The organism is Pelomonas sp. CA6, assembly GCF_022549225.1.
In the GTDB taxonomy this organism is placed as follows: domain Bacteria; phylum Pseudomonadota; class Gammaproteobacteria; order Burkholderiales; family Burkholderiaceae_C; genus Roseateles.
Genome location: NZ_JAKZFD010000004.1, coordinates 248,049 through 261,494, shown reverse-complemented (window position 1 = coordinate 261,494; position 13,446 = coordinate 248,049). Strand labels below are relative to the sequence as shown.

Sequence of the window (13,446 nt, the reverse complement as noted above, 5' to 3'; positions counted from 1 at the left end):
GGGGGCGCGGCATGTGTCCATCGTCATGGTCCTCTGCCGCAGGCCGTTCAGGCGATGGCTTCGGCGATGACGCCGCCGCCCAGGCAAACCTCGCCGTCGTAGACCACCGCGCTCTGCCCCGGCGTCACCGCCCACTGGGCCTGCGGGAAATCGAGGCGGAACTGCCCGTCGCCGGGGGTCAGCGCGCAGGGGGCGTCGGCCTGGCGGTAACGGGTCTTCGCGCCGAAGCCGCCATAGGCGGGCGCCGGCCCGGTCCAGCTCAGGTCCTGCGCCACCAGGCTGCGCGAGAGCAGCAGCGGGTGCTCATGGCCCTGGACGACGATCAGCGTGTTGGTCTCCAGGTCCTTGCGGGCGACGAACCAGGGCGCGTGCTCGCCACCGCCGCGCGGCGCGCCCTTGTCCTTGATGCCTCCGATGCCCAGGCCCTGGCGCTGGCCCAGCGTGTAGAAGGACAGGCCCACGTGCTCGCCCAGCTTGCGTCCGCGCTCGTCCTTGATCGGGCCGGGCTGGTGCGACAGGTAGCGGTTGAGGAACTCGCGGAAGGGGCGCTCGCCAATGAAGCAGATGCCGGTGGAGTCCTTCTTCTTCGCATTCGGCAGGCCGATCTCCTCGGCGATGCGGCGCACCTCGGTCTTGGCCAGCTCGCCCACCGGGAACAGCGTGCGCGCCAGCTGGGCCTGCTGCAGCCGGTGCAGGAAATAGCTCTGGTCCTTCAGCGGATCCAGTCCCTTGAGCAACTGGAAGCCGCCGTCGCGCTCGCGCACGCGGGCGTAGTGGCCGGTGGCGATCTTCTCGGCGCCCAGGCGCATCGCATGGTCCAGGAAGGCCTTGAACTTGATCTCCGCATTGCACAGCACGTCGGGGTTGGGCGTACGGCCGGCCTGGTACTCGCGCAGGAACTCGGCGAAGACGCGGTCCTTGTACTCGGCGGCGAAGTTGACGTGCTCCAGCTCGATGCCGATGACGTCGGCGACCGCGGCGGCGTCAACGAAATCGATGTTGGACGAGCAGTACTCGCTGTCGTCGTCGTCTTCCCAGTTTTTCATGAAGATGCCGACGACCTCGTGCCCGGCCTTCTTCAGCAGATAGGCCGACACGGCGGAATCCACGCCGCCGGACAGCCCGACGACCACGCGTTGCTTGGAACTCATGGGCGGATTGTCCCAAAAGCGCCCGCGCCCCGCGCCCGGCGGGGGGCTCAGCGGATCACCGGGGGCTCCAGGATCGAGGCGTCCGCCTGCACCGCTTCCAGCGGCAGGCGCCGGCCCGCCCGGTGGTCCTCGATGCACTGCCAGACCAGCGGGCTGCGCGTCAGTCCCTTTTCGTGAGCCTGGCGGATCTCGTCCGCGCTCATCCACAGCCAGCGCACGATGCCTTGATCGAGAGCAAGACCTGGCACCGGGCCGTCGCCCTCCACGTCTCCGCAATAGGCAATGCGCAGAAAGGTGACGTCCTCGCCGCGGTCCGGACGCCGGAAGCGCGACAGGTACAGGCCCAGCAGCGCCTGCGGGCGGAAGCGGTGGGCGGTCTCCTCCAGCGCCTCGCGGACCACGGCCTGCTGCGGCGTCTCGCCCTGCTCCAGGTGGCCGGCGGGATTGTTGAAGCGCAGGCCCTCGGGCGTGTGCTCCTCCACCAGCAGATAGCGGCCATCGCGCTCGATCACGGCGGCCACGGTCACGGCGGGTTTGAAACGGCTGTCGGGGGCATTCGTCACGGCGTTCATCGGGCCATTGTGGCGTGGGCCCGGCGTCACCCCGGTGACAGGGACGCGCGCCCGGCAAGCCTCGCTTGTCCGGCGGCGAAGCCCGCGCTAGGTAAAACCCTGGCAGCCAGGTCGGCCGGGGTGTCACCAAGCCCATGTAAGCTTAACGAAAGCCTGCCGATTGCGGGCCCCATCCAGCAAGCAGGAGGGATTCCAGATGCTGATCGCAGTGCCGCGCGAGATCGCGGCGGGTGAGACGCGCGTGGCCGCCACGCCGGAGACCGTGAAGAAGCTGGTCGCCCAGGGCCACACCCTGCGCGTGCAGCGCGGCGCGGGGCTCGCGGCCAGCGTCACCGACGAAGCCTATGCCGCCGCCGGCGCCGAGCTGGCCGACGGCGCCCAGGCCACCTGCGCGGGCGCGCAGATGGTGCTCAAGGTGCGCGCGCCCGAGGCCTCCGAGCTGGCCCTGTTCGCGCCGGGCACGGTGCTGGTGGGCATGCTCAACCCCTTCGACCGCGAGGGCCTGGAGCGCCTCGCCGCGGCGCGCCTGTGCGCCTTCGCGCTGGAGGCGGCGCCGCGCACGACGCGGGCGCAGAGCATGGACGTGCTGTCCAGCCAGGCCAACCTGGCGGGCTACAAGGCGGTGATGCTGGCGGCCCACCACTACCAGCGCCTCTTCCCGATGCTGATGACGGCGGCCGGCACCATCAAGGCGGCGCGCGTCGTCGTGCTGGGCGTGGGTGTCGCCGGGCTGCAGGCCATCGCGACGGCCAAGCGCCTGGGCGCGGTGATCGAGGCCTCGGACGTGCGGCCCTCGGTCAAGGAGCAGGTCGAGTCGCTGGGCGCGAAGTTCATCGACGTGCCCTACGAGACCGCCGAGGAGAAGGAAGCGGCCGAAGGCGTGGGCGGCTATGCGCGGCCCATGCCGCCGAGCTGGCTGGAGCGCCAGAAGGCCGAGGTGGCCAAGCGCGTCGCGCAGGCCGACGTGGTGATCACCACCGCGCTGATCCCCGGCCGCGCGGCGCCGGTGCTGGTCAGCGAGGAGATGGTGGCGAGCATGAAGCCGGGTTCGGTGATCGTCGACCTGGCCGCCGGCAAGGGCCCGGACGGGCGCGGCGGCAACTGCCCGCTGACCGAGGCCGGCGCCACCGTGCTGCGCCATGGCGTCACGCTGGTGGGCGAGACCAACCTGCCGGCGCTGGTCGCGGCCGACGCGTCGGCGCTGTACGCGCGCAACGTGCTGGACTTCCTGAAGCTGGTCCTCACCAAGGAGGGCGGGTTCCAGATCCCCGCGGACGACGACATCGTCGCCGCCTGCCTGGTGGCCCACGAGGGCCAGGTCTTGCGCAAGGCCTGACCCCGAGCGCCACCCCCCGAGGACCCCGGTCCCGATCAGCCCCAAGCCATCGAAAGCGGATGAGGACGACATGGATGCCGTATCCCCGACCCTGATCAACCTGATCATCTTCGTGCTGGCCATCTACGTGGGCTACCACGTGGTGTGGACCGTCACGCCCGCGCTGCACACGCCCTTGATGGCGGTGACCAACGCGATCTCCGCCATCGTGATCGTCGGCGCCATGCTGGCGGCCGCGCTCACCGAGACCGACCTGGGCAAGCTGATGGGCACCCTGGCTGTCGCGCTCGCGGCGGTGAACGTCTTTGGCGGCTTCCTGGTCACGCGCCGGATGCTGGAGATGTTCAAGAAGAAGGAGAAGAAGCAGTGAACATCTCGATGAACACCGTCACGCTGCTGTACCTCATCGCCAGCGTCTGCTTCATCCAGGCCCTCAAGGGCCTGTCGCATCCCACCACCTCCATCCGCGGCAATGTCTTCGGCATGGCGGGCATGACCATCGCGGTGCTGACCACCGGCGCGCTGATCGTCACGCTGGCCGGCGGACGCGTCTTCGGGCTCAGCTACGTGATGGCCGGCCTGGTCATCGGCGGCGGCCTGGGCACCCTGATGGCGCGGCGCGTGGAGATGACCAAGATGCCCGAGCTGGTCGCCTTCATGCACAGCATGATCGGCTTGGCCGCGGTCTGCATCGCCGTCGCCGCGGTCGCAGAGCCGCATGCCTTCGGCATCGCGCCGCGTGGCGCCCCGATCCCGGGCGGCAACCGCGTGGAGCTGGCGCTGGGCAGCTTCATCGGCGCGGTGACCTTCACCGGCTCGGTGATCGCCTTCGGCAAGCTCAGTGGCAAGTACAAGTTCCGCCTCTTCCAGGGCGCGCCGGTGAGCTTTGCCGGCCAGCACTGGCTGAATCTGGCGCTGGGCCTGGCCTCGGCCTTCTTTGTCTTCGGCTTCTGGCATTCGCAGAGCGCGATGGACTTCGGCCTGGTGATCCTGCTGGGCCTGCTGCTGGGCGTGCTGCTGATCATCCCGATCGGCGGCGCGGACATGCCGGTGGTCGTGTCCATGCTGAACAGCTATTCGGGCTGGGCCGCGGCGGGCATCGGCTTCTCGCTGAACAACAGCATGCTGATCATCGCCGGCAGCCTGGTGGGCAGCTCGGGCGCCATCCTGAGCTACATCATGTGCAAGGCGATGAACCGTTCGTTCTTCAACGTGATCCTGGGCGGCTTCGGCGGCGATGCGGCGGCGGCCGCGGCCGGCGGTGGCGCGCAGCGCACGGTCAAGAGCGGCAGCGCCGACGACGCCGCCTTCATCCTGGGCAACGCCGAAAGCGTGATCATCGTGCCCGGCTACGGCCTGGCGGTGGCCCGCGCCCAGCACGCGGTGAAGGAACTGGCGCAGAAACTCACCGAAAAGGGCGTGACCGTGCGCTACGCGATCCATCCGGTGGCCGGGCGCATGCCGGGCCACATGAACGTGCTGCTGGCCGAGGCCGAGGTGCCCTACGACCAGGTCCACGAGATGGAAGACATCAACGCCGAGTTCGGCCAGACCGACGTGGCCATCATCCTCGGCGCCAACGACGTCGTGAACCCGGCCGCGCTGCAGAAGGGCAGCCCCATCTACGGCATGCCCATCCTCGAGGCCTACAAGGCGCGCACGGTGATCGTCAACAAGCGCTCCATGGCCGCCGGCTACGCGGGCCTGGACAACGAGCTGTTCTACATGGACAAGACCATGATGGTCTTCGGCGACGCCAAGAAGGTGGTCGAGGACATGGTGAAGGCGGTCGAATGAGGCCGCGCTGAAGGGGCGCGTGAGGCCCGCTGGCGCGGGTCTCGCGTGCGAGGAGCAACCCGGAGGAAACGGTCCGCCGCGAAGGCGCATGGCGCGGACGGAACCGCTATCGAATCCCCTGATGGGGGGCTCGCCGCGATCGGCGAGAATCCGCGCCGTACCTTGGAGACAGAACAAATGGAGAAAATCTGGCTGAAGCAGTATCCGGCTGGCGTGCCTGCGGAGATCGACCCGGGGATCTATCCCTCGCTGGTCGACCTGATGGAGGCGGCGTTCAAGAAGTACCCGGATCGGCCAGCCTACAAGCTGATGGGCCGCTCCATCAGCTTCGCCCAGATCGATGAGGCCTCGCGCGCGCTGGCCGCCTACCTGCAGAGCCTGGGCCTGGAGCGCGGCGACCGCGTCGCGATCATGATGCCCAACATCCCGCAGTACCCGGTCGCCGTGGCGGCCGTGCTGCGCGCCGGCTTCGTGGTGGTCAACGTCAACCCGCTGTACACCCCGCGCGAACTGGAGCACCAGCTCAAGGACTCCGGCGCCAAGGCCATCGTCATCATCGAGAACTTCGCCCACACGCTGCAGCAGGCGATCGCGCACACGCCGACCAAGCACGTGGTGCTCGCGTCCATGGGTGACATGCTGGGCTTCCCCAAGGGCCTGATCGTCAACTACGTCGTGCGCAAGGTGAAGAAGCTGGTGCCGGCGTTCGAGCTGCCGCAGGCGGTGCGCTATCCGGACGCGGTCTCGCGCGGCCGGGGCCTGGCCTACCAGCGCCCGGCCACCGGCCCCAACGACATCGCCGTGCTGCAGTACACCGGCGGCACGACGGGCGTGTCCAAGGGCGCGGTGCTGCTGCATCGCAACCTGGTGGCCAACACGCTGCAGTGCGAGGCCTGGTACCTGCCCGCGCTCAGCAAGATCCCCCAGGGCGAGCAGCTGGTCAGCGTCTGCGCGCTGCCGCTCTATCACATCTTCGGTTTCACCACGAACATGATGCTGTCCATGCATGTGGGCGGCTGCAATGTGCTGATTCCCAACCCGCGCGACCTGCCCGCGGTGTTCAAGGAGCTGAGCCAGCACCGTTTCCACAGCCTGCCGGCGGTGAACACCCTGTTCATGGCCATGGCCAACCACCGCGACTTCAGCACCGTGGACTGGAGCGGCCTGGTGATCAGCGTGGGTGGCGGCATGGCGGTGCAGCAGGCCACGGCCAAGCTGTGGCTGGAGAAGACCGGCTGCCCCATCGTCGAAGGCTATGGCCTGTCCGAGACCTCGCCGGTGGCCAGCTGCAACCCCACCGACAGCACCACCTACACCGGCTCCATCGGCCTGCCGCTGCCCAACACCGAACTGAAGCTGCTGGACGACGACGGCCACGAGGTGGCGCCGGGCGCGACCGGCGAAATCGCGATCAAGGGCCCGCAGGTGATGGCCGGCTACTGGCAGCGCCCCGACGAGACGGCCAAGGTCATGACGGCCGAAGGCTTCTTCCGCACCGGCGACATCGGCACGGTGGACGAGCGCGGCTTCTTCCGCATCGTCGATCGCAAGAAGGACATGATCCTGGTCAGCGGCTTCAACGTCTATCCGAATGAGGTCGAGGACGTGCTGACGCAGATGCCCGGCGTGCTGGAATGCGCCGCGGTGGGCGTGCCCGACGAGAAGGCCGGCGAGGCCGTCAAGGTGGTGCTGGTGCGCAGGAACCCGGCGCTGTCCGAGGCCGACGTGCGTGCCTACTGCGAGGCCAACCTGACCGGCTACAAGCGGCCCAAGATCATCGAGTTCCGCGACGAGCTGCCCAAGACGCCGGTCGGCAAGATCCTGCGCCGCGAGTTGCGGGACAAGAAGTGACCCCCGGGGTCCGCTGATCAGGCCGCAGGACTTCTTCGCGCGCTGGAGGCCGGATCTTGCTGGAGACACGCTACGAGAAGACCGACGCGGGGCGCGCCGAGATCCGCAACCGCGCGCTGGTCAGCGCGCGCACGGCGCGCAACCTGCTGCTGGTGATCACGCCGGACAAGCCGGCCTCGCAATGGCTGGCCATGGTGCAGGGGGCCGGCGAGGCCGATCTGCAGCAGCTGCTGGACCACGGGTTGATCGCGCCGGCCGCCGGCGCGCCCGCCAGTGCGCCGGGCGCCGCGGCGCCGAGCGCGTCGACGCTGAGCTACGAACAGCTCTACACCTTCATGAGCGGCGAGGCCGTCAAGCAGCTGGGGCCTTTCCGCGGCTATGCCTTCGCGCTGGATGTGGAGCGCTGCCAGGACCTGGCGCAGCTGCAGCGCCTGGCCCAGGATTTCGTCGCCCGCGTGCAGGCCAACAAGGGCGATGCGGCCGCGCAGGCGCTGCGCCGCGCGATGGGCCTGGGCGAATAGCCCGCGCGCTCGTGGCGGCCGCGGCGCCGCTACAGTGCGAAGTCGGCGGGGATGGTCCCCGCGGGAGTATCCATGTCCACCCAGGTCCATCAGGTCGCAGTGCTGGTCGGCAGCCTGCGCAAGGGCTCGCTGAGCCGCAGGCTGGCGCTGGCGCTGCAGCGCCTCGCGCCGCCGTCGCTGAAGCTGGAGATCGTCGAGATCGGCCAGCTGCCCTTCTACAATGCCGACGAGGAGCCCAGCCCGCCGGCCAGCTACGGCCCCTTCCGCGACGCGATCCGCGCGGCGGACGCGCTGCTGCTGGTCAGCCCCGAGTACAACCGCTCGGTGCCCGCGGCGCTGAAGAACGCGCTGGACGTGGGCTCGCGCCCCTATGGCCACAACGTCTTCAATGCCAAGCCAGCGGCGGTGATCACGCAGTCGCCCGGCGCGATCGGCGGCTTCGGGGCCAACCACCACCTGCGTCAGATCCTGGCCTGCCTCAACGTGTCCACCATGCCCGGCCCCGAGGTCTACCTGGGTGGCAGCCAGGAGCTGCTGGACGAGGCGGGTGCCATCACCAAGCCCGACACCGAGGCCTTCCTGCGCAAGTTCGTCGAGGCCTTCGCCGCCTGGGTCGCGCGCCAGCGCGGCTGAGCGGGCAGCGGGCCGGTCCCGGCGGCCTTGCCCGCCACGCCGGCCGTCATCCGTCGCGCCGCGCCGGCCATGGTCTGCGCGGCGCGCGCATTCGTCGCATGGCCGGCCGTGCCGGTCCGGCCCCGCCCTAAGCTGGGCCCGCCTCGACGATTCCCGAACGCCAGCCTCATGCGCCTCCCGCTGATCCAATCCCTGCTTGCCCGCCACCGGGACTGGGAAGCCCGCTATCTCCAGCTGCTGGAAGACCTGATCGCCGGCCGGCCGCCGGATCCGCACTGGCAGGCCCGCTTCTGGCGCCGCTGGCTGCGAGACCGGCTGGCGCGCATCTCGGCCGGCGAGCTGGCGCAGATCCTCGCCTTCACGCGCGCCTGGCGCGGCTGGCGGCTCTGGATCCCGTTGCTCGCGCTGCTGGCCCTGGGTGCGCTGCTGGCCGTGCCCTTGCACCTGTGGCGGCCCGATCGCCTGGGCTGGGGCGAGAGCCTGCTGCTGTCGCAGGTGATGGTGCTGGGCACCGGGCTGGGCCTGGTGGGCGCCTGGTTCAGCCCCGGGCAGTTCGACAAGGGCTGGCGGCTCTGGGCCAAGGTCGTCGCGATGGCCATCGTCGGCGGACTGGTGGGCGCGTCCTTCGCCGCCTGGCAGCGCGGGCAGACGCCGCTGCAGATGCTGGAGCGCATCGGCCCCACGGTGGCCGGGGCCAGCATGCTGGCGGGGCTGCTGTTCACGCTGGCCAGCGCGTTGCTGGCGGGGCTGCGCAATCGCGAGCTGCGCGCGCTCAACGAGCAGCTGCGCGCCGAGGCCGAGGCCCAGGCCCTGCGCCGCCAGGCCTCCGAGGCCCAGCTGCGCCTGTTGCAGGCGCAGATCGAGCCGCACTTTCTCTTCAACACCCTGGGCGCGGTGCAGCACCTGGCGCAGGCGGGCGCGCCGCAGGCCGCGGCGCTGACCGCGGACCTGATCCGCTTCCTGCGCGCCTCCATGAACAGCCTGCGCGAGGCGGAGCGCCCGCTGGGCGACGAGATGGCGCTGTCGCGCAGCTATCTGCGCGTGATGCAGGCACGGCTGGGCGCGCGGCTGCGGGTGGACGTGGAGCTGCCCGAGGCACTGGCCGCGCGCCGCGTGCCCGGCACCCTGCTGATCACCCTGGTCGAGAACGCGATCAAGCATGGCATCGAGCCCCAGCCCGACGGCGGCGATCTGAAGCTCCGCGCCTGGAGCGAGGGCGGCGAGCTCTTCATCGAGGTCGCCGACACCGGCCGCGGCATGGCCGATCTGCCCGGCGCCGGCCATGGCCTGAGCAATCTGCGCGAGCAGCTGCATCTGCGCCATGGCGCGCGCGCGCGGCTGGAACTGTTTGACAACGAACCCCGTGGCCTGGTGGCGCGGCTGGTGCTCCCGGAGGAGGGGAAGAACGATGGGTCCTGATCAGGGAAGGCCGGCCGCCCGGCTGCTGGTGGCCGAGGACGAGGCGCCGATGCGCGAGCACCTGCTGGCGCAGCTCGCGCAGCAATGGCCCGAGGCCGAGGTCGTCGCCGTGGCCGAGAACGGGCTGGACGCCTGGGACGCCTTTCTCGAGCACGAGCCCGACGTGGTGTTCACCGACATCCGTATGCCCGGCATGAGCGGGCTGGATCTGGCCACGCGCATCGCCGGCTTCGTGCCGGACGGCGAGCGCGCGCCGCGGCTGGTCTTCGTCACCGCCTACGACCAGCATGCGGTGGATGCGTTCGAGCGCGGCGCGCTGGACTATTTGCTCAAGCCGGTGGAGCCGCAGCGCCTGGCCCGCTGCGTGCGCCGCCTGGCGCAGCAGGTGGGCGCGGATGAAGCCGCGGCGCCGGGTCTGGCCGCGCTGCGCGAGCGCGCGGCCGAGGTGCAGCGGCTGCGCTGGATCAAGGCGACGGTGGGCCGGCGCATCCAGCTCATCGCCATCGACGAGGTGCTGTTCTTCCAGTCCGACAGCAAGTACACGCGCGTGGTCCACCGCGAGGGCGAGGCGCTGATCCGCACGCCGCTGAAGGAACTGCTGGGCGGGCTGGACCCGGAGCAGTTCTGGCAGGTGCACCGCAGCGCGGTGGTCAACGCGCGCGCGGTGGCCGGCGCCGAGCGCCTGGACGCGGACCGCATGGAGGTGCTGATCCGCGGCAGCGAGGAGCGGCTGCCGGTGAGCCGTGCCTTCATGCACTGGTTCCGCGACTAGCGCGCGCGGGCGGCGCTTGCGGCACACTGTCGCCTTCGCCCACCGCCACCCCGACCGACCGCCGTGCCCGCCCGTCTCTTCGTCGAACACGCCCTCCACTCCGGCGCCGAACTGGCGCTGCCCGCGGGCGCCGCGCGCCATGTGCAGGTGCTGCGCCTGCAGCCCGGCGCGCCGCTGACGCTGTTCGACGGCAGCGGGCTCGAATGGCCCGCCGAGGTGCTGGCCATGGGGCGCTCCGAGGTGCGCGTGCGCGTCGGCGAAGGCCTGGCGGTGGACCGCGAGCTGCCGCTGGCGGTGACGCTGGCGGTGGTGATGCCGGCCAACGACCGCATGGATGGCCTGGTCGAGAAGGCCACGGAGCTGGGCGCGGCGGCGGTCCAGCCGTTGATGTCCGAGCGCTCGGTGCTGCGCCTGGCCGGCGAGCGGGCGCAGAAGAAGCTGGCCCACTGGCAGGGCGTCGCGGTGGCCGCGGCCGAGCAGTGCGGGCGCGCCCGCGTCACGCAGGTCCATCCGGTGCAGCCGCTGGCGGCCTGGCTGCAGGCGCTCGCGCCCGATGACTCGGCGGCGCGCTGGCTGCTCAGCCCGCAGGCGGCCCAGCCGCTGCAGGCGCTGGCGGCGCAGGCGCGTGCCGGCGGCGGGCTGGTGGTGCTCAGCGGGCCCGAAGGGGGCCTCAGCGCGGACGAGGAATCCGCCGCGCGCGCCCGCGGCTTCGCCGCGCTGGCCCTGGGGCCGCGCATCCTGCGCGCCGACACGGCGCCGCTGGCCGTGCTGGGCTGGCTGGCGCTGTCGGCATGAGCCCATTTCGGGCCCCGGCCCCCACCCGACTCGCCGCGCTCCGCCGATGAATCCCAACCTGCTGCTGCTGACCCTGGCCCAGGGCCTGTTCCTGACCAACAACGTTTGCTTCATCGCGATCAACGGGCTCGTGGGGCTGGCGCTGGCGCCCGAACCCTGGATGGCCACGCTGCCGGTCTGCGCCTATGTCGCCGGTGGCTCGCTGTTCGCGCCGCTGGTGGGCCGCCATCAGCTCGCCTGGGGGCGGCGGCGCGCCTTCCAGCTGGGGCTGGTCGTGGCCATGCTGTCCTGCGCACTGGCGGGCTGGTCGGCGGCCAACCACCAGTTCTGGGGCGTGGTGGGCGCCACGCTGCTGGCCGGCTACTACAACGCCAGCGCCGCGCTCTACCGTTTCGCCGCCACCGAGCTGGTGGAGCCGCAGCGCAAGGAGCGCGCGATCTCCTGGGTGCTGGCGGGCGGCACGCTGGGCGCGGTCGCCGGGCCCAAGCTGGCCAGCGCCAGCAAGCACTGGCTGCCCCAGCCCTTCGCCGGCGCCTATCTGGCGCTGGTGGGCGTGGCGTTGCTGGCGCTGCTGCTGATCAGCCGCGTCGATTTCCCGCCGTTGCCGGGGCAGGGCGGCGCGGGCGGCGTGGCGCCGGGCCGGCCGCTGCGCGAGCTGGCGCGCCAGCCGGCCTTCGTCGTCGCCATCCTGGCCTCGGCGCTGGGCTACGGGGTGATGAACCTGCTGATGGCGGCCACGCCGATCGCGATGCAGCAGTGCGCCCACCCGTTCGAGAACGCCGCGCTGGTGCTGGAGTGGCATGTGCTGGCGATGTTCCTGCCCAGCTTCTTCACCGGCGCGCTGATCCGCCGCTTCGGCGTGCAGCCGGTGCTGTGGGCCGGGCTGGGACTGAACCTGCTGTGCGTGGGCTTCGCGCTGTCCGGCGTGGACCTGATGCACTTCGGCGCCGCGCTGGTGGCGCTGGGCATGGGCTGGAACTTCCTCTTCGTCGGCGGCACCAGCCTGTTCACGCAGACCTACCGCCCCGAGGAGCGCACGCGCGCCCAGGCCAGCATGGACAGCTGCATCTATCTGACGATGACGCTAACCGCCTTCAGCTCCGGCGCGCTGGTCACCACCGGGGGCTGGCAGGCGATGAACCTGGGCGCACTGCTGCCGCTGGGCGTCTGCGCGCTGGGCCTGCTGTGGCTGGCGCTGCGCCTGCGCGCGCCGCAGCAAGCCTGAGCAAGCCTGAGCAAGCCTGAATTCGAGCCTGGACGCGGGGGCCGGTCCGGCGCTCAGCCGGCGTCGGTCGCGGCGGGCTTGCGCGCCGAGCCGGCGACCAGGTCGAAGCGGAACAGCCGGCATTCGATGGGGCCGTTCCACATCGGGATGCGGCGCGATTCCTTCAGGCGCATCTTGCCGGGCAGCTTCATTTCCGGGCACAGCAGCCAGGCGGTCCAGCCGGCCGGGTTCTGCGTGTAGGCGCGTTTCCAGTGCGCGGCCAGGCGCGGGAAGAAGTCGTCCTCGGCGCTGCGCTGGTCGAACTCGGCGGGGTGGCGCTCGGCGGGGCCGCGGCCGCTGGCCGCCTTGCCGCGCACCTCGATGCGCTCGCCATAGGGCGGGTTGAGCATCAGCGTGCCGGGCAGGCCGTCGGGCAGCGCGGGGGCAGGGCGCTCCAGCGCGTCGCCACCATTGAACTGGATGCAGTGGGCCACGCCGGCCCGCTCGGCGTTGCGGCGCGCGAAGTCCACCATGCGGAAGGCCACGTCGCTGGCGAAGATGGGCACGGCCGGCGCATGCTGGGCGCGACGCGCTTCGTCCTTGAGCTGCTGCCAGCGCGCGCGCTGGTCCTGGAAGGGGCGCAGGCGCTCGAAGGCAAAGCGTCGCAGCAGGCCCGGCGCGATGCCGCAGGCGATCTGCGCGGCCTCGATCGCGATGGTGCCGGAGCCGCAGCAGGGGTCCACCAGCGCGCCGCCGGTCTCGGGGGTGCCGCGCCAGCCGGCGGCGGCCAGCATGGCGGCGGCGAGGGTTTCCTTCAGCGGCGCATCGCCCTTGTCCTCGCGCCAGCCGCGCTTGAACAGCGGCTCGCCCGAGCTGTCCACGTACAGCGTGGCGAACTGCTCGCCCAGATGCAGCTGCAGTGGCAGGTCGGGATGGCGGGTGTCCACGCTGGGGCGCGCGCCGGTGGCCTCGCGCAACTGGTCGCAAACGGCATCCTTGACGCGCAGGGTCGCGAAGTTGAGGCTTTTCAGCGGCGAACGCTGCGCGGTGGTGTCCACGCGCAAGGTCTGCTGCGGCGTGATCCAGGCGGTCCAATCCACCTGGCCGGCGAGCGCGTAGATGTCGTCCTCGTGGCGGTACTCGTCGTGCGCCAGTTCGATCAGCACGCGCTGCGCGAGGCGGCTGTGCAGGTTGAGCCGCATCACCGCGTCCAGGTCGCCCTTGAGCGCGATGCCGCCGCGGCGCGGCTGCAGCGGCGCCGCGGGGCAGAGGCGGCGAACCTCTTCCTCCAGCCAGGGTTCGACGCCGGCGGGGCAGGGCAGGAAGAGGATCAGCGGTTGGTCATGCATGGGGACGGGGCGCCGCAGAGGGCAGCAGGGAGCAGCCGCGATTGTC

The 13,446-nt window shown here is 71.1% G+C and carries 13 protein-coding genes; 10 read left to right on the top strand and 3 right to left on the bottom strand.

Annotated elements, in window-relative coordinates; genetic code table 11:
* Nucleotides 1-47 precede the first annotated feature (47 nt).
* On the bottom strand, nucleotides 48-1,151 hold the full coding sequence (mnmA, locus tag LZ017_RS09160; protein WP_241396363.1) for a tRNA 2-thiouridine(34) synthase MnmA: 1,104 nt from the start codon (nucleotides 1,149-1,151) through the stop codon (nucleotides 48-50).
* 47 nt (nucleotides 1,152-1,198) lie between these two features.
* Nucleotides 1,199-1,723: an NUDIX hydrolase gene (locus tag LZ017_RS09155; RefSeq protein ID WP_241396361.1), complete on the bottom strand. Its 525-nt coding sequence runs from the start codon at nucleotides 1,721-1,723 to the stop codon at nucleotides 1,199-1,201.
* Nucleotides 1,724-1,919: 196 nt separating this feature from the next.
* On the opposite strand from LZ017_RS09155, the gene LZ017_RS09150 reads away from it, so the two are divergent.
* From LZ017_RS09150 to LZ017_RS09105, 10 genes are all read left to right on the top strand, one after another.
* The gene (locus LZ017_RS09150; protein ID WP_241396359.1) at nucleotides 1,920-3,059 is read left to right on the top strand and encodes a Re/Si-specific NAD(P)(+) transhydrogenase subunit alpha; all 1,140 of its coding nucleotides are present in this window, start codon (nucleotides 1,920-1,922) and stop codon (nucleotides 3,057-3,059) included.
* Nucleotides 3,060-3,129: 70 nt separating this feature from the next.
* Nucleotides 3,130-3,429, top strand: a complete 300-nt coding sequence (locus LZ017_RS09145; RefSeq protein ID WP_241396353.1) for an NAD(P) transhydrogenase subunit alpha — start codon at nucleotides 3,130-3,132, stop codon at nucleotides 3,427-3,429.
* Nucleotides 3,430-3,431: 2 nt separating this feature from the next.
* Nucleotides 3,432-4,856 (top strand): NAD(P)(+) transhydrogenase (Re/Si-specific) subunit beta, encoded by a 1,425-nt coding sequence (locus LZ017_RS09140; RefSeq protein WP_241396620.1) that lies wholly within the window; start codon nucleotides 3,432-3,434, stop codon nucleotides 4,854-4,856.
* Nucleotides 4,857-5,033: 177 nt separating this feature from the next.
* Nucleotides 5,034-6,707, top strand: coding sequence for a long-chain-fatty-acid--CoA ligase (locus LZ017_RS09135; RefSeq protein ID WP_241396351.1), 1,674 nt, complete (start codon nucleotides 5,034-5,036; stop codon nucleotides 6,705-6,707).
* Nucleotides 6,708-6,763: 56 nt separating this feature from the next.
* Complete coding sequence (locus LZ017_RS09130) at nucleotides 6,764-7,228, top strand: hypothetical protein (protein WP_241396349.1); 465 nt, start codon at nucleotides 6,764-6,766, stop codon at nucleotides 7,226-7,228.
* 72 nt (nucleotides 7,229-7,300) lie between these two features.
* Nucleotides 7,301-7,861: an NADPH-dependent FMN reductase gene (locus tag LZ017_RS09125; protein ID WP_241396347.1), complete on the top strand. Its 561-nt coding sequence runs from the start codon at nucleotides 7,301-7,303 to the stop codon at nucleotides 7,859-7,861.
* Nucleotides 7,862-8,029: 168 nt separating this feature from the next.
* The gene (locus LZ017_RS09120) at nucleotides 8,030-9,280 is read left to right on the top strand and encodes a sensor histidine kinase (protein ID WP_241396346.1); all 1,251 of its coding nucleotides are present in this window, start codon (nucleotides 8,030-8,032) and stop codon (nucleotides 9,278-9,280) included.
* Nucleotides 9,270-10,052, top strand: coding sequence for a LytTR family DNA-binding domain-containing protein (locus tag LZ017_RS09115; RefSeq protein ID WP_241396344.1), 783 nt, complete (start codon nucleotides 9,270-9,272; stop codon nucleotides 10,050-10,052). Before LZ017_RS09120 ends, LZ017_RS09115 begins: the two co-directional genes overlap by 11 nt.
* A gap of 63 nt (nucleotides 10,053-10,115) precedes the next feature.
* Complete coding sequence (locus LZ017_RS09110; RefSeq protein ID WP_241396342.1) at nucleotides 10,116-10,847, top strand: 16S rRNA (uracil(1498)-N(3))-methyltransferase; 732 nt, start codon at nucleotides 10,116-10,118, stop codon at nucleotides 10,845-10,847.
* Between the two features lie 46 nt (nucleotides 10,848-10,893).
* On the top strand, nucleotides 10,894-12,072 hold the full coding sequence (locus LZ017_RS09105; RefSeq protein WP_241396338.1) for an MFS transporter: 1,179 nt from the start codon (nucleotides 10,894-10,896) through the stop codon (nucleotides 12,070-12,072).
* A gap of 53 nt (nucleotides 12,073-12,125) precedes the next feature.
* Here the strand turns inward: LZ017_RS09105 and LZ017_RS09100 are convergent, their stop codons facing one another.
* Complete coding sequence (locus LZ017_RS09100) at nucleotides 12,126-13,400, bottom strand: class I SAM-dependent RNA methyltransferase (protein ID WP_241396336.1); 1,275 nt, start codon at nucleotides 13,398-13,400, stop codon at nucleotides 12,126-12,128.
* Between the last annotated feature and the right edge of the window lie 46 nt (nucleotides 13,401-13,446).